Below are 16709 nucleotides of genomic sequence, written 5' to 3'. Positions count from 1 at the left end.
AACATCCCATAACAGGAAGGACGCATTTTATGGATTAATGTCTGATTTATGATTTATGAATACTATTGTGATACTTCTTCGGAGAAACTCCTTTTACCTTCTTGAACATCCGCGAGAATAACAACGGGTCCTGATATCCAACGGATCTTGCTACCTCACCAACAGTGAATTCTCTCAATCTAAGTAATTCACAAGCCTTATCCATACGGTAATGTAGTAAGTATTGACGAGGTGGAACGTCGAGTGCTTTTTTGAAAATCACACTTAAATGCTTACGGTCAAGTCCCAGACCATCTGCATGACTCTCCAATGAAATGTCTTCGCTATAGTGCGTATGTAAGAATTCAAGCATCTGATGCACATAAGCTTCTTGTCTACCCGATATCAATACAGGTGAGGAAGAATCAGAAGTTACTTCTACCCATGATGCCATGAATTCGTACAGAATAGCTTGCAATCTCAAATCAACGGCTCCACTCGTCAGATCAACGCTTGATAATTGATCATATAACGTAGGCATCATTCTATTATCCATCGGAAAAACAGGTTGCACTGGAGACAATAAGGTCCGACTCACAATCTCTGGCACATCCGTCCCTTCAAATCCGATCCACGAATACGTCCATGGTTCATCATGGTCTGCTTCATAATAATAGACAACGTTAGGAATGATCAGGAATCCTTGTCCTGCCACAAGCGTCTTTGTTTCTGTACCTACACGAACAATTCCTTTGCCTTTATGTATGAAATGAATCTTGTATACATCCCTGACGCACGGCCCAACGGTATGCCCCGGCACGCAATCTTCTTTCCCCCAGAACAGAAGATGAAGGTGTGAAGGCGATTTGTAAGGTCGAAATGGATTATATTGAAATATGGCCATCATCTGTGCTCCTCCTGCAATAGACAGTATGTTGAATATATCTAAATATGTAATAAAACCTTCTATTTGATGAAGTCTACCATGTTCAAGATCCTCCTTCAATTGATATATATTGTACGAATTCCCACGGATCCCAAGTGAACGTGTCAAGCGACATCTTTTCGAATTTTAATTTCTTAAAATGAATGAAAACAATGTGACAAATGTAACAAAATCAACTCAATTTGAAATGATATACTCACGGGACAAGAACGGGATAAGGGGTGATTGTTACGTTAGTTATCAAACGAGATGGATCTGAAGTTTCCTTTAACCAACAGAAAATTATTGATGCTATATGTAAAGCCATGGATAGAACTGAGAAGAAAATAGATATGGATATCGCTCAGCGAATCGCTGATAAAGTAACTCACAAAATATCTAAATTCGAAAAGATTGATATTGAACATATTCAAGATGAAGTGCAATCTGCACTCATGAATAGTAAGAGAAAAGACGCCGCTGAAGAGTACATAGGATATCGTGAGATTCGGACGCTGAAGAGGCGTGAACGAGGCAGTCTGGACAAGAAAGTACAAGGTCTACTCGACCTGACGAATGAAGAAATATTGAAAGAGAACTCGAATAAAGACGGCGCCACGATTCCAACGCAAAGAGACTTGCTCGCAGGAATCATGGCGAAAGACTTCGCTCAGACCTATATGATTCCTAAAAAAGTCGTAGAGGCGCATAATCAGGGGCATCTACATTTTCACGATCAAGATTATAGCCCGTATTTCCCTATCTATAATTGCATGTTGATTGATCTGAAGGGCATGTTAGAGAATGGATTCAAGCTCGGTAATGCTCAGATCGAAACACCTAAATCCATTACAACCGCTACCGCGATTACAGCACAGATTATTGCCCAAGTTGCTAGCCATATCTATGGTGGAAATACGATAAATGAGATTGATGTCATTTTAGCCCCTTACGTCGAACGTTCTTACAAGAAACATTACAGAAACGGACTTCATTGGTTGTACATGCTAGATTCCAGTACAATCGATATTTTGGACATTTCTTATGACAATCAAGAACTACATGCACAGTATCCACGATGTTTCGATTATGCCGAGAAACTGACAGAGAAGGAAACCTTCGACGCCTTTCAATCCCTTGAGTATGAGATCAATACCCTAGTAAGTGCGAACGGTCAGACCCCATTCAGTACTTTCGGATTCGGTAGAGGAACGTCTTGGGCAGAGCGACAGATTCAAATCGCCATCCTGAAGAATAGAATTAGAGGTCTTGGCAAAGACGGAAAGACACCGGTATTCCCTAAACTAATCTTTGGCATCGAAGAAGGCGTAAACCTGAAACCTCAAGATCCTAATTATGATATTAAACAATTGGCTTTAAAATGTAGCACACTGCGCATGTACCCAGACATTATCTCCGTACCCAAAGTGAAAGAGATTACAGGCTCCTTCAAGTTCCCTATGGGATGCAGGTCCTTCCTAGGTGTATACGAGGAGAATGGAGAAGCCATTCATGATGGTAGATTCAATATGGGTGTCGTAACAGCCAATCTCCCTCGAATTGCCATTCGAGCTAACGGGTCTGAAGAAGCATTCTATTCATTACTCGACGATTTACTCGATACTTGCAAAGAAGGTCTTATGTATCGCGTACAACGATTGAAAGGCGTCAAAGCCAAAGTTGCCCCTATTCTTTATATGGAGGGAGCCGCAGGTAGTCGACTTCAACCGGAGGATACGATTGATCATTTATTAGAGAATGGTAGAGCTAGTATTTCCCTTGGATATATAGGCATTCACGAAACCATACTGGCCTTATATGGTCAACATATGTTCGATGATGCAATGCTTCGCCAAAAAGGTTTAGACATTGTGAAGTATATGAGTGCCAGAACAGAACAATGGAAGATTGAAACAGGATACGGATTCAGTCTATATTCCACGCCAGCGGAATCATTATGCTACCGCTTCTGCAAGCTCGATGAAGAGCAGTTCGGCGTGATCGATGGCATCACAGACAAAGGATATTACACGAATTCTTTCCACTTGGATGTTAACAAGAAAGTGACTCCTTTCGAAAAAATATCTTTCGAGAAAGAGTACCCTCAGCACGCAAATGGTGGATTTATCACTTATTGTGAATTCGATTCCCTTGTGAAGAATCCAGAAGCATTAGAAGCTGTATGGGATTTCGCTTATGAGAATATCCCTTACTTCGGAACGAATACCCCAACGGACAAATGTCTAGAATGTGGCTTTGAAGGGGAGTTTGAAGCTTCGAACACAGGATTCGAGTGTCCCAATTGTGGTAACCGCAATCCAAAGACCTCATCTGTGATTAGACGCTGCTGCGGGTATTTATCCGAACCAAGTCAAAGACCATTTAATGCGGGTAAACAAAAAGAAGTCCTCTCTCGCGTAAAGCATATGTGACTCCATGAATATAGCGGATTATAAGAAATTCGATGTCATTAATGGCACAGGACTGCGCCATTCCATCTTCACATCAGGATGCCAGCATCATTGTAAAGGCTGCTTCAATCCACTCACATGGAATTTCAACTATGGCACACCATATACGCAGTCTTTCGAGGATCAGGTCATCCGTGATTTGAATATCGAATATGTCAGGATATCTGGTCTTTCGATACTTGGAGGCGAGCCCTTCCAGAATGTTGATGGATTATTGGGACTCGTGAAGAGAATAAAGAACGAATGTGTTGGCAAAGACATATGGATCTGGTCAGGATATACATACGAGGAACTTATAACGGATGATTCTCGATTAGCGTTACTATCATATTGCGACGTTCTCATCGATGGGAAGTTCAAATTAGAACAGAGGAATCTGAAGCTAACCTGGCGAGGTTCTGAGAATCAACGTGTACTTGATGTACAGCAAAGTTTGAGTCAAGGACAGGCTATTGGGTTGGGGATGTTTTAAAGGATTTCAATGTAAAAAGGGATTTTGAGTTTAACCTCAAAATCCCTTTTTTTATTCTAAATACGATTGTATGCTTATAGTACCAACATCGTATTACTGGTTATTCCCGAACACATGATTGTCGAAGTCAAAAAGACACCGTAGTATATTCATTAAGGAGCGTGGTGCTAAGTGATTGAACATGTACGTAATAACAATGTAGAACGCTTTGCTGGTTTTGGTGATTTGTATGATCAGCAACATGCACATAAATGGAACAAGGATGAGCATTTACATCATATTCAAGAATCAGGATTGTTCCGCTTCGCAAGGGAAATCGTCTTCCACAGCTGGGAACTGTGCGATGCGCATAGATACGCGAACATTGCTCTCAGTCAAGGTGGGCTTCAAACGGCCATTAAATTAGGCGCCGAAGAACTCCATCCCGAAGTATCGAACTTCCGCGAACTTGTATCGAAAGCATTTGGCGGAGAATCCCACAACATTCTATTCAGTTATCGGATGCGGCTCGGTATTCGATAACTAATCATAATGTCGTCTATTCAATACGCCCTATACGCTAGAATCTGCCAACAGAAATAGCAACAATAACCCACTGACAAGTGATGATGTCAGTGGGTTATTTCGTTGAATCATCGATATCACTGTCGTGATTCGAATCTATCTCTCATAGAACGCTACAAGTTCTTTAACAATCTCTTCTTTATTATGATCAATAACCAACTGATGTTGCGGTTTCGCGAACAACTGCTCAATCTCTGTTGGGAAGGCTTGCTCGATGTCACATTGTTCGATCGCTTCATTGAATTTAGCAGGATGAGCGGTAGCGAACGAGATACAAATCTCATCTTCACCATTACAAGCTTCATATGCAGCAACGCCACAGGCCGTGTGCGGATCTAATAAATAATCATACTCGGCTTTATAGGTGCTGATCAATTGAAGACCTTCCTCATTGCTAGCTCCATGTGCTTCGAAATCATTTTGAACTCTCACTAAATCCTCTGCGCTAATAACAATCTCTCCATCATTCTGAAGATTCTTCATGTAAGCTGACACTTTCTGCGCATCTTGCCCCAAGAAGTAATAGAGATATCTCTCAAAATTACTAGCCACTTGAATATCCATTGATGGACTGTGCGTAGACTTGAATTCGCCAGGTTTGTATTCGCCACTCTTCACGAATCGCTCAAGAATATTGTTCTCATTCGTTGCAATAATCAACTTATGGATTGGTAATCCCATCATCTTCGCTAGGAAGCCTGAGAAGATATTCCCGAAGTTTCCTGAAGGGACACTAACATTAACCTTCTTCGGTTGATCTCCTTGTTCGATTTGGAAATATGCGTAGAAATAATAGACGCTCTGTGCCAAGATGCGAACGAAATTGATGGAGTTAATCGCACGTAGGTTATGCTTGCTTTTGAAATCTAAGTCTGCAAATTGTTCTTTGATGAGTTTCTGGCAATCATCGAAATTCCCTTTAACTGAAAGGTTCAATACGTTCTTATCATCAACCGTTGTCATTTGCAGTTCTTGTACCTTACTTACTTTCTCATGAGGATGAAGAATACAGATCTTAATCCCTTCTTTGCCACGAACCCCTTGAATGGCTGCTGCCCCTGTATCTCCCGAGGTTGCTCCAAGAATATGAATGATTTTATTCTGCTTCTTAGATACATAAGAATAGAATTCACCCATGAATTGCAATGCTACGTCCTTAAATGCAAACGTTGGTCCATGAAATAACTCAAGAATATAAAGAGAATCATTAAGTTGCTTAACTGGTGTTACTTCAGGCGAACGGAAACTAGCGTAGCTCTTGTCCACCATTTCCTTCAGATCTTCATTTGGAATCTCTTCATTCGTGTAGAGAGAGAAAATTTGAAGAAATAACTCCTTGTAACTTAATGTGCTCCATTCCTTCAGTGTCGCTGCTGAAACATGTGGAATCTTCTCTGGAATCATTAATCCCCCATCATCTGCTAATCCCATGAGTACTGTATCGATGAACCCTTGAGGCGCTACGTGGCCTCTTGTGCTAATATATTTCATACGAATCCTCCATTGATATCATTTAGAATAGTTATACCTATAATACCTTCAGTTGCAAATATAGCCAATCCCTTATTTTTCTGAAGTCCAATGTAGGAGGGCTATTCTGGGTCAATTTGTTACTTTCTCTTGTTGTCATTCATGTATGATAACAAGACATAGGTCTACTCATAATCACTAAATTCTATAAAAGGAGCCTAGTCCATGATAAAGGCCTCCGTAATTCACAGATATGGAAAGCGACCAAGCGCATGCGCTTTATGAGACGTCCAAAGTACGTGGTAAAATTGTCATTCAAGTTCAAGATTAGGAGGTTATCTTTAATTGATCACAAGAGAGCAACTCGAGAATAAGCAAATTTGGGTATATGTCGTGTCTTTAGTTATTGGAGCTATTGTAGGATTGATGAGTCCTACCCTAAGTTCGTTTCTGTTCTTTACCATTTCTCCCGTGCTTGCGATCCTTCTATATAGTATGTTCGCACAGATACCTTTTCTTCATCTACGGGAGTCACTTTCAAATGGAAGATTTATCGGTGCATTGCTGGTTACCAATTTTATAATTGTACCTATTGTCGTGTGGTTGCTAACACAATTATTCCCACAGTCTCCCCCAGTTCTCGTCGGAGTCTATCTAGTGTTACTAACGCCATGTATCGATTATGTCATCGTATTCACACAATTAGGACGTGGTAATGAAAAGTTAATGTTAGCCGCGACACCTATTCTATTCGTCATTCAAATGATATTACTTCCGTTCTATCTATGGCTGTTTATAGGCGAAGAAGCGGCTAACATCATGAAAATAGGTCCGTTTGTAGAAGCTTTCTTAAGCTTAATTGTTCTGCCGCTATTGCTAGCTATATTTACGCAAATCTGGGCTAAGCGAAGACCAAAAGGGCAGTCTGCACTCAATGTAACTGCTTGGTTACCCATCCCATTCATGGCCCTTACGCTTATCGTTGTCGTAGCATCCCAGATTGAGAAGGTACATACCGATTTCAGTATCATCGTTCACGTCATTCCGATCTACGTCCTGTTTCTTGTCATCATGCCAGCACTCTCTAGATTAATCGTTATCATATTTCACTTAGATATTAGGGACGGTCGAGCACTTATTTTTAGTTCTGGAACACGGAACTCACTGGTTGTACTTCCCTTAGCATTGGCCTTGCCAGAGGAATGGGCCACGATCGCGGCAGCGGTTATTGTTACCCAGACCATCGTGGAATTGGTTGGAGAGTTAATCTATATAAGAATCATACCAGGGTTTGTTCTAAGAAATCGTCATAAGCAATAAGATTCCAATCGTTTCAAGTGTTTTTTTGACACTTCACCAACCATCAGTCCATTGCAATATAGACACAATACATCGATTAATAAGAATAATTTTAAGGAGAGTTACAATGCTACCCAACGATTCCCTTAACTATGACTTAGTTTTTAAACATGCCAAGATTGGCATGGCCCTTATTTCTCCCACAGGAACATTTATGAAGGTTAATTCAACCTTATGTGAACTGTTAGGTTACGAGCAGCATGAATTAATTTCCTTAACCTCACAAGTAAACATATACCAAGCCCAAATAGATGAACTCGTTAAGTATGGACAAACCATGGAATCCATGAACATCGATCAACATCAATTTGAACAATGTTATTCTCAAAGATCTGGAAATCGATTATACATAACTATGAATGTTTCTATCGTCCGGGATATCACCGGGATTCCTCAATTTTATTTCACACAATTTGAAGACAAGACATTACTAAGGCAAATGGGGAGTATGCTTCAGTCTACGGAAAGAAATCTGAACGAGAATGAAGATTCTTTTCGGCAATTATTAGATAAAATCCCACAATCCGTATTCATTACACAAAATGGAGTTTTCCTGTATGTGAATCCGGCGGCGTTACGTTTGGTGTATGCGACAAATATAGAAGAGCTTATAGGGATATCCACGAGAGCAGTTGTGGATGAGTCTAATCATGCAGCCCTCTACGAACGAGAAAGAAATCATGATAAAGATTACCCGCTTGCCCCAATCTGCTACTTAATCAATTGTTTAAATGGTCAGCAAAAATTAGTAGAGGGATTTTCACTTACGATTACCTATGAGGGAAAGCGTGCGGTAGCTGGAATATTCAAAGACATCACCGAGCAGAAACAACATGAAGAACAAATTATGCGATCTGAAAAATTATCCACTGCAGGGCAATTAGCAGCAGGAATTGCTCATGAAATTCGAAATCCATTGACCGCGATCAATGGTTTCATGAAACTTTTACGCACGTCAGATCACAAAAAGGAACTATATTTCGAAATTATTGAATCCGAGCTTAAACGCATCGAATTTATCGTCAATGAACTACTCATATTATCGAAACCTCAAGCATCGCACACAAGTAATCCCCTTAATATCCTACCTATATTAGAACATGTGATTACACTAATGAATGTACAAGCGGCCCTGAATAATATCGAGATCATCCCGCTCTTTACTATGACATCCATTTGGATTGATGGTGATATCAATCAATTAAAACAAGTATTTATTAATTTACTAAAAAATGCGATGGAAGCGATGAATTACGGAGGAACGATCCGCGTAACCGTCTATTATAACGCGTATGAAGTTCAAATCGCCGTCCAAGATGAAGGCATAGGAATGTCTCCAGAGCAGATCAACTCACTTGGCCGGCCATTTTATTCAACAAAGGATAAGGGTACTGGTCTAGGGTTCATGATTACCCAGAATATTATTCACAATCATGGTGGGGCTATTACGGTGGAAAGTGTACTAAAACAAGGAACGACGTTCACTGTGAAGTTGCCTACTATTTCTGAAACCGAAGAGTACATGTAAGCCCCTGCTGAACGACGATGGACTCCTATTAGGAAATTACTCATTCCCCCTTTCCAAACAGTCCATAATATCTTATGGTTATATAGGTAAATAAAACAAAAAAATATTTAGGAGTGTATATAATGTCAATTGCACATGCGTCACCCATGACCGGTAATTTATTCAGGAACCGGTTCTATCAAACCATACTCATCTCTAATTTATTCTTACAAATTGGAATATGGGTCAGAAACTTTGCGATTCTTATGTTTGTCACCGATCAGACGAATAACGATCCCATCGCTATCTCTCTCATATCGGTAGTTGAATTCGCACCGATCTTTGTCTTCTCCTTCATCGGAGGTGCATTCGCAGATCGTTGGAGACCGAAACGAACGATGATCTGGTGTGACTTCCTTTCCTCCATTTCAGTGCTGATCGTCCTCGTCACATTATTGTATGGTTCTTGGGAGATGATCTACTTTGCTACTTTCGTCTCCGCTATTTTATCGCAGTTCTCTCAACCATCTGTTATGAAGCTATTCAAGCAACATGTTCATCCGGACCAACTACAACAAGGTATGGCATTGTTTCAATCACTTGTTGCTATCTTTATGATCATGGGACCTGCGCTTGGTATATTCTCATATCATCAATTCGGCATTCATATCTCCATCGCCGTGATGGGCGTTGCCTTCTTATTGTCCGCTGTCGTACTCTTCCGTCTTCCTCCCGATGAAGTACAGGCAAGTACTAGCGAGAAGACCTTGAATTTACGTAAAGAATTGGCTGACGGTTTTCGTTATGTCTGGAGAAGTCCCGTGTTAAAAGTACTCGCAGGCGCATTTGCCATTGCAGGGTTTTCCGTTGGGATTATCCAGACTCTGGGTCTATTCGTTGTCACAGATCGACTTGGTCAGCCAAAAGAGTTCCTACAGTATCTCATGATGGTTAATGGGGTTGCTATGCTCGCAGGTGGAGCTGCCATCATGACCCTTGCCAAAAAAGTGTCTCCACAAGTCCTACTGGCATTTGGTATGAGCGTCAGCGCCCTATGTATCGCTGGTATGGGATTATCCACTAGCATTCCTCTAACGTTAACGTTGCAATTTATAAATGGCCTTACGATGCCAGCTATTCAAATTGGCATTAACACATTAATCCTACAATGGACTGAGCAATCCTTCGTAGGACGTGTAAACGGTGTGCTTAGTCCGATGTTTATGGGGATGATGGTCATTATGATGTCCTTCTCAGGGTTCATGATGAAACACTTCTCACTCGTCGAAATTTATTGTGCATCCGGAATTGTCATGTTACTGGGAGCAGTGATCCTCATTCCACTTTTCAAACATAAAGCTGACCCATCCTTTGCTACGGTGTCAACGGAAGCTAGCTAGATTTAGAATAAGCAAGAAAAAGTCTTTCCACACCATTGGGAAAGACTTTTTTTTGCTTTTGAAGACTATTGTTATTCCGTCCTTATATAAATCCACCATTCACTCTGATCGTCTGCCCTGTAATCCACTCTGCCTGTTCACTTACTAATAACTCGATTACATTAGCAATATCCTCAGGTTCACCTAACCGTCCGAATGTATTCATTGTCTTCATTGCTTCAATTTGTTGCTCCGATTTCCCAACACTGAACAACTCTGTATTCACAGGACCTGGTGCAATGGCATTGATCGTAATTTGTTTCATACCGAACTCTTTTGCAAGTTGTCTTGTGAACTGTTCAACTGCTCCCTTTGTCCCCGCATACATACTGTAAGAAGGAAACATCTGACCTGTCACTGAGGTAGAGAAATTAATGATACGACCTTGTGGTTCCATATGCTTCAACGCTTGCTGACACGCGAAATACGTTCCTTTTACGTTAACTGCAAATTGCTTATCGAAATCATCTTCCGTTGCTTCCGCGAGGAGTTTATTAATCATGATTCCAGCATTGTTTATTAGAATATCTATTCTGCCAAAATGCTTCATTACTTCATCAAAAAGATGTGTGATATCCGAAACTTTGCTTATATCTGCATGAATCGCAATGGCTTCCCTACCTTTAGCTTTTAATCCATCAACAACCTCGTTCGCTCTTTCCGGACTACTCGAATAGTTGATCACTACTTTGGCTCCCAGATCAGACAATTGTTCCGCTACCACTCGACCGATTCCTCTTGACGATCCAGTGACCAAGGCTACTTTACCATCCAATATCTTTTCCATTTCGTTAACCTTCTCTCATCTATTTGATTGCAATAGCTCGTAGGATCAAATCCCATACATTGGTGAAGTTCGTCTCACAATCTTCATTCTCCCATTCATAGGCGTGAGCAGGATGATGAAATCTAGAAGTTGCCATAAATATGGTCTCTGCTAATGTACTAACATCAGTTACAGCGATCTCACCATTCAGTCTACCTGAAGCAATGAGCGTACTTAATTGCTCAATGATTATCCTGACATGATGCTTAATAAGATTTGCAGATTGTTCTGTTACTTCCGCATACATCTTAAACATCTCTTTATCTGTTCGAGCATATCGTTGTTTAAGTTCTATAAGATGGCCGATATAGATCTTCAGATGATCACATTTGTTAGGCGAAGTTCTATTAAGTACTTCAGTTAACGGTGTAATGATCTTCTCTTCCAACCACCTCTCGGTGACTGCCTCTTTTAGTGCAGCCTTATTCTCATAATGTCGATAGATCGTTCCATGACTTACGTGTAACAGCTTCGCAACATCCGTGACAGAGGCCTTATCAGGACCAAATCTGCGTAATGTTTCCTCCGCAGCATCGAGTATTTGTGTTTTGGTTAATATCGTTTGGCTCTTCGTCATAGGATATTTGCCTCCTCTATTACCGTATAATATCACGCGTCGTAACAAATGACAAATTTTATTATCTGTCATTTGTTACGACGTAATAATAACTTCTTCATTCCACTTCCATCTGATTAAGCTCAGGCAAGCGTTCGCTCACTGAGTCAATAAAGCATCAAAACAGACAGCGGACTCATGCGTCCGCTGCCTGTTTTACTATCTATTAAACAATCGTTATATTTTAATCCCTAGAAGGCCTAAATCCCTCGTCCATCAGATATTCCCTTGCTTCTTTGGGTGTTCCAAGCACCATTTCAATGTTTGGCCCTGTGTAGATATACCATAGATCATCATCACGTGTAAGCGTGAGCGATTCCCCATCCTTATTCGTCCACACTTCTGTGTCATAAAAAATACTTTCCTGAGTCGTAACGCCGTCACTTTCAGATTCGTTCTCCTCTTCATGCGAAGAGAGTGAACGAATGGAAGCATCGATAAGTGTCTTTAATTGTTCTTCGGTGAATTCACGGATATTCGCAAATCCCTTATCATCAAGGACATATCCTTGAAGGAGACCCGCATAGATAAAGCCATTACCATTTGGATGAAGGTGAAGGGCCACCGTTTTTTTATCAGACTGACTCTCTTCATAGTGGAAATTCACTCGTCCGAGAGAGACGTTTTTTCGTTGTAATTCAGGGTAAGATTCTAGAATCTCAAGTTTTTGTTCAAAGGATAACATATGACCTCCGGCGTGCTTTTATATAGTGTATCTGATTATATCATATCCTCAGGCCATTTGAATAAAGATCCCTGCTAAATTAGAACAATCTGTTTCCCATATTGAATAATCTTGCAAACATAGATTGTCTATCTTTGTTCGAACTCTTAGCTTTACGATTTAATTGTGCTAACTCTTTTTTTCTAGCACGAAGTTGGTTTGCGATTCTGCAGCGCTCAGCCTCTTGCTGCAATAAGAGGAGATGCATTTTAGCAAACTCATCATTATTTTGATGATTTAACAATTTTTTAATACCCCATTTCTAAATTTGAAGCCACAACGCCTTCACCACTATTCCAATATATCCCTATTACTACTTCAAAGTAAGGTAAACAATGGCTTTAATTCTTTTTTCCTAAGAACAGCCACTTTTCGTTGAATCACACTATAACCTCTAATCACAGGCAAAAGCAGCCCTTACGGGCTGCTTTTTAGGTTATAACTCATGTCACTGATAGGTGGGAGTAGCTTAAGGTGTGCTAACCTCAACTGGATCTGAGTTGATTCGAGTACCGACGGCTTTCACCACAAAATCATACTTCGTAGCAGCATTAATACTGTTGACCGTATAGGTGTAATCCGTTTTACCGGCTTCTACAGGCACATAAACACTCCAGTATGTTTTCACCTTGTCATTCTTCTCGTAAATTCTAAAACCTCTTACAGGTTCTCCTCCAGCAGCAGGCGCCTTCCATGAGATGACGGCCTTATTACTACTGACCACAACATTCGCAGCCTGTACTGTCGCAGGTTTAGTATCCGTTCTCTTGATACCGTAATGATCGTAAGCTTTTACGCCATTATCTCCATTCTTCTCGTCACTTTTAGCTGCGGTATAAGCCGTAAATTGAAGTACATCACTTGATACCGATACATCTGTAAACATTTTTTTGTTTGGCTGAGTATCAATTGCTGCAAAATAGTCATTATATCCTGGATACTTTGTATAGAATTTATCACCAAATGCATTGGACATCAGATAAATCGTACCCTTAGGATTTATGGCGTTTCCTTGAGCATCAAATGTTAATTGATTAACAGGAATCGTCTTATCATTAAGCATTTGGAATGATCTCATATACATATGATCATGGGCTTCAAATACCATATCAATCCCCATTTCATCAAATGCAGGAATAAGATTTTTTTTGTAAAACTGAACCCGGTCATCCTCATACTCTCCTGCGTTGTCACCAGCTGAATAAGGTCCTTTGTGGAAGGTAACAAATTTCCACTTAGCGCTACTCTTAGCTACAGCATTCTTCATCCATTCAACCTGAGCCGTATATTGTGGGTCTACGGATTGTACACTACCATTGCTCGATAATTTCCCAGCATATTGTGAGTTAAACACGAGAATGAGCGTATCTCCATATTCGAAGGAATAGACAGATCCATCATCCGTATTGGCTATAACTTTTTTCGGCACATTGAAATGATTGTAAAAGTTAGAGTTGGCTGTTGTTTCATCTCCATCATAATCATGTACTTCATGACCGCCCAGCACCGGAACAATAGGTACATTTAGGAGTTGATTCTGTGGAAGTCCTAGCATCCACTGCCACTGCTCTTCCAAATCACCATTATCTACAAGGTCCCCTGCATTGATTAGAAATTTAGGTTCACCAATCGTTGCAATGGCTTTTCGGAATGTATCTGCCCATGGCTCAAAGGATGATTGGCTTGAAGCCTGTGAATCAGATCCAACGATAAAACGAAATGGCTGATTGCCAAGCGCATCCGTCTGGAATGATCCAATTGAACTCCAACTATCGGAAGCTCCACTACCGACACGGAATTTGTACAACGTTCCAGGTGTCAGATTATTAGCAATGGCTTTATGCGTGATAAATTTCTTCTTCTTGTTCCCCGTCCGATCCGCCTTAGTTACATAGGTCTGTATTTCCTCAGCACTGCCTGTAAATACCAAGGCTTCATTCTCTGGGAAATTACTTCCTTGAACTTTGCTAGCTTCTACGACCTGTACGACCGAATTGGCCATAATATCTGTGTACCATGTGAAGGCACGAGTTGTCTTAGCATCCCCGTTAAATGTCATGTTAATAAGTTTAGGTATAATTGGCGTCGTCTGAGCGCCCTGTATTGTAAAGCTCCATGATATATCATTTGTCAGTACAACCTGGTCATCTCTTCCCTTAATCAGTTCCTTAGGAACTTTGACGGTGTACGTTTTCCCGCTCACAAATGCAGCATGCTTGATGTTCAATGTCGTGTTATTAATAATTTCTGTAGTAACGGAACTTAAGCCTACATTGCTACTATCCACAATCGTGACGCTCGCTCCTGAATTGATTGTGACCGGTTTATTAAAGGTCACGCTTACCGGAGCTGCCACTGCCACATTCGTTGCACCTGCTGTTGGCGTCTTCGATAACGCTTCTGTTGGCGTGACTACAGGTCCACCACCGGTTATAGTAAAGCTCCATGATATATCAGTCGTAAGGACAACCTGATCATCTCTTCCTTTAATCAGTTCCTTAGGAACTTTGACGGTGTATGTTTTCCCGCTCACAAATGCAGGATGTAGAATGTTCAATGTATCATTATTAATAATTTCAGAAGTAACCGAAGCTAACGGAACATTGCTATTGTCCACAATCGTGACACTCGCACCAATACTAATCGCAACAGGTTTATTGAAGGTCACGGTTACTGGGGCTGCCACTGCCACATTCGTTGCACCTGCTGTTGGAGACTTTGATAACACTTCGGTTGGTGTAGTTACAGGACCACCTGTGATAGCGTTTCCAGAAACGCTCACCTCTTTGATTCTACTGGAACCAGTGCTACCAATACCACTCGATCCGTTGGTGTTGGTATTTGAATTCATAATCCATCTGATATACAGTACATCCTGATTATCTGCATTCGTTGGAAGAGGTACTTCTACCAATTTGCACGTATTACTCGCACAACTGAAACTGGAGACTACCATTTTCAAAGTCGTGTTCGGTACATCCGTCCATGTGGTATTGTTCGTGCTGATTTGCACTTTGAAATCACGTGGGCCCGTACCTGAAGAGTTCTGCTGCGAAGATAACGTGATATTGTCATACCCTTTAGTTGACACAGTCGCTTGCCAGTACTTTGTACCATTGCCACTATTCCAACCTTGATAACTTACCGCTTTCTGACTACTATCATAATCCTCATAATATCCACCGATGTTCTTAAACGTAGATGAGGTTTTGAACGTCCCATCTGTTGCCGGGAATGCCCCATTCGTTCCCGCATTTGCAAAAATCCATTCTGCCAGTTTCGTCTTTACCACTGCCGCCTCAGCCGCTCCATTATTCGTTGGTGGACTCGGAGCTATTACTTCAGAAGGAGGTAACGTTTCTTCCAGTTGACCTTGAACGTTAATACCGATCAACTGGCTTGAACCATGATCTCCGATCGTAGAACCCGAAGTACTCACATTCGAATTGACAAGCCAACGAATATATAATAGTTCTTGATTATTAGCCGTCTCTGGAAGAGGAGCGTTAATCAGCTTAGTCTCTGAACCCGAACTTAATACAAGATCCGTCAAGTCTGTGCCCTCTCCTGTTATGTTAGACCAGTTTTGCTGATCTGTGCTGAACTGAACCCTGAAATCACGTGGGCCCGTAGTACCCTTACCTTGCTGCGTTGAGGATACCGTGATTTTGCTATAATTCTTGGTTGGAACTACCGTGAGCCAATATTTATCCTGCCCTACTTCTTCTTGCCAGCCTTGATATCTTATCGCTTTATTATCATCATTCCAGTCATAATTCGTTCCAGATGGGATAGCTTTAAGCGTTGAATTTCCTTTATAAATGCCATCACTAGCGGGAAATATACCGAGATCCGTTGGGTTAGACGCGTATTTCCATTCAGCAAGCGTTGTCGGAGCATTCGGAGCCACGACACCCTCAGCAAATGTAAATCCGTTAAACTGTAATGTAATGAACACGATAACTGCCATAAACAATGAGAACATTGGCTTCGATTTCTTACCCGAAAGTATATTCATTTGCATCTCCTTCGCTTTTTCATAATGGGCTTTTCTTTACCTATCTTCCTTATAAACCTCCCCTCCTAATAAAAGAAACCCTGACCGTAACTCACAAAGTTAAAACGCTTTAACTTTTAGTGATTAAAACGTAATAAACATGATAAGCTACTGTTATACACTTTAAACTATATTGGGTTTCTTAATTATTAAGAACATAACTCATATGTCCTTATCCTAATATTACCAAAATATAGAAATTTAATATAGTTTTATTTAGCGATCCGCTTATACAAAAAAAATACCACTGCATAGGAACCAATGGTATTTTTTCTCAAAATTATTCTATTATGAACAAGC

At 40.8% G+C, this 16709-nt stretch carries 13 protein-coding genes; 6 read left to right on the top strand and 7 right to left on the bottom strand.

Annotated elements, in window-relative coordinates; genetic code table 11:
* Window positions 1-46: 46 nt before the first annotated feature.
* Window positions 47-886 (bottom strand): AraC family transcriptional regulator, encoded by an 840-nt coding sequence (locus tag BW961_RS16040; protein WP_082867287.1) that lies wholly within the window; start codon window positions 884-886, stop codon window positions 47-49.
* 260 nt (window positions 887-1146) lie between these two features.
* On the opposite strand from BW961_RS16040, the gene nrdD reads away from it, so the two are divergent.
* From nrdD to BW961_RS16025, 3 genes are all read left to right on the top strand, one after another.
* Window positions 1147-3336 carry an anaerobic ribonucleoside-triphosphate reductase gene (gene nrdD, locus BW961_RS16035; protein ID WP_244555978.1) on the top strand — a complete coding sequence of 730 codons (2190 nt, stop codon included), beginning with the start codon at window positions 1147-1149 and terminating at the stop codon, window positions 3334-3336.
* Between the two features lie 4 nt (window positions 3337-3340).
* Window positions 3341-3847 carry an anaerobic ribonucleoside-triphosphate reductase activating protein gene (gene nrdG / locus BW961_RS16030; RefSeq protein ID WP_068579576.1) on the top strand — a complete coding sequence of 169 codons (507 nt, stop codon included), beginning with the start codon at window positions 3341-3343 and terminating at the stop codon, window positions 3845-3847.
* Between the two features lie 171 nt (window positions 3848-4018).
* Entirely contained in the window at window positions 4019-4369 is a 351-nt protein-coding gene (locus BW961_RS16025; RefSeq protein ID WP_068579566.1) for a hypothetical protein, read from the top strand.
* 138 nt (window positions 4370-4507) lie between these two features.
* On the opposite strand, the gene thrC is transcribed toward BW961_RS16025, so the two are convergent.
* Window positions 4508-5902, bottom strand: coding sequence for a threonine synthase (thrC, locus tag BW961_RS16020; RefSeq protein WP_068579563.1), 1395 nt, complete (start codon window positions 5900-5902; stop codon window positions 4508-4510).
* Window positions 5903-6226: 324 nt separating this feature from the next.
* On the opposite strand from thrC, the gene BW961_RS16015 reads away from it, so the two are divergent.
* The 3 genes from BW961_RS16015 (at window position 6227) to BW961_RS16005 (ending at window position 10147) form a co-directional block, all read left to right on the top strand.
* Window positions 6227-7201, top strand: a complete 975-nt coding sequence (locus BW961_RS16015) for an arsenic resistance protein (protein WP_068579559.1) — start codon at window positions 6227-6229, stop codon at window positions 7199-7201.
* 106 nt (window positions 7202-7307) lie between these two features.
* Window positions 7308-8768, top strand: coding sequence for a PAS domain-containing sensor histidine kinase (locus BW961_RS16010; RefSeq protein WP_068579557.1), 1461 nt, complete (start codon window positions 7308-7310; stop codon window positions 8766-8768).
* A gap of 122 nt (window positions 8769-8890) precedes the next feature.
* Window positions 8891-10147, top strand: a complete 1257-nt coding sequence (locus BW961_RS16005; RefSeq protein WP_139331664.1) for an MFS transporter — start codon at window positions 8891-8893, stop codon at window positions 10145-10147.
* An 82-nt stretch (window positions 10148-10229) separates the two neighbouring features.
* On the opposite strand, the gene BW961_RS16000 is transcribed toward BW961_RS16005, so the two are convergent.
* From BW961_RS16000 to BW961_RS15980, 5 genes are all read right to left on the bottom strand, one after another.
* Window positions 10230-10973: an SDR family oxidoreductase gene (locus tag BW961_RS16000; RefSeq protein WP_068579554.1), complete on the bottom strand. Its 744-nt coding sequence runs from the start codon at window positions 10971-10973 to the stop codon at window positions 10230-10232.
* 19 nt (window positions 10974-10992) lie between these two features.
* Entirely contained in the window at window positions 10993-11589 is a 597-nt protein-coding gene (locus BW961_RS15995) for a TetR/AcrR family transcriptional regulator (RefSeq protein ID WP_068579552.1), read from the bottom strand.
* A gap of 223 nt (window positions 11590-11812) precedes the next feature.
* Window positions 11813-12313, bottom strand: coding sequence for a hypothetical protein (locus tag BW961_RS15990; protein WP_068579549.1), 501 nt, complete (start codon window positions 12311-12313; stop codon window positions 11813-11815).
* A gap of 79 nt (window positions 12314-12392) precedes the next feature.
* Window positions 12393-12596, bottom strand: coding sequence for a hypothetical protein (locus BW961_RS15985; protein WP_068579546.1), 204 nt, complete (start codon window positions 12594-12596; stop codon window positions 12393-12395).
* 225 nt (window positions 12597-12821) lie between these two features.
* Window positions 12822-16370 (bottom strand): Ig-like domain-containing protein, encoded by a 3549-nt coding sequence (locus BW961_RS15980; RefSeq protein ID WP_068579544.1) that lies wholly within the window; start codon window positions 16368-16370, stop codon window positions 12822-12824.
* Window positions 16371-16709: the final 339 nt, after the last annotated feature.

This window comes from Paenibacillus macquariensis, from assembly GCF_900156375.1.
Classification (GTDB): domain Bacteria; phylum Bacillota; class Bacilli; order Paenibacillales; family Paenibacillaceae; genus Paenibacillus_AQ; species Paenibacillus_AQ macquariensis.
This window is presented reverse-complemented; position numbering and strand designations above follow the sequence as displayed.

Coding starts and splice junctions, on each gene's coding strand:
- BW961_RS16010 (WP_068579557.1), top strand. CDS start 7,308: ATGCTACCCAACGATTCCCTTAACTATGACTTAGTTTTTAAACATGCC.
- BW961_RS15990 (WP_068579549.1), bottom strand. CDS start 12,313: ATGTTATCCTTTGAACAAAAACTTGAGATTCTAGAATCTTACCCTGAA.
- BW961_RS16040 (WP_082867287.1), bottom strand. CDS start 886: ATGATGGCCATATTTCAATATAATCCATTTCGACCTTACAAATCGCCT.
- thrC (WP_068579563.1), bottom strand. CDS start 5,902: ATGAAATATATTAGCACAAGAGGCCACGTAGCGCCTCAAGGGTTCATC.
- BW961_RS15995 (WP_068579552.1), bottom strand. CDS start 11,589: ATGACGAAGAGCCAAACGATATTAACCAAAACACAAATACTCGATGCT.
- BW961_RS16005 (WP_139331664.1), top strand. CDS start 8,891: ATGTCAATTGCACATGCGTCACCCATGACCGGTAATTTATTCAGGAAC.
- nrdG (WP_068579576.1), top strand. CDS start 3,341: ATGAATATAGCGGATTATAAGAAATTCGATGTCATTAATGGCACAGGA.
- BW961_RS16000 (WP_068579554.1), bottom strand. CDS start 10,973: ATGGAAAAGATATTGGATGGTAAAGTAGCCTTGGTCACTGGATCGTCA.
- BW961_RS15980 (WP_068579544.1), bottom strand. CDS start 16,370: ATGAATATACTTTCGGGTAAGAAATCGAAGCCAATGTTCTCATTGTTT.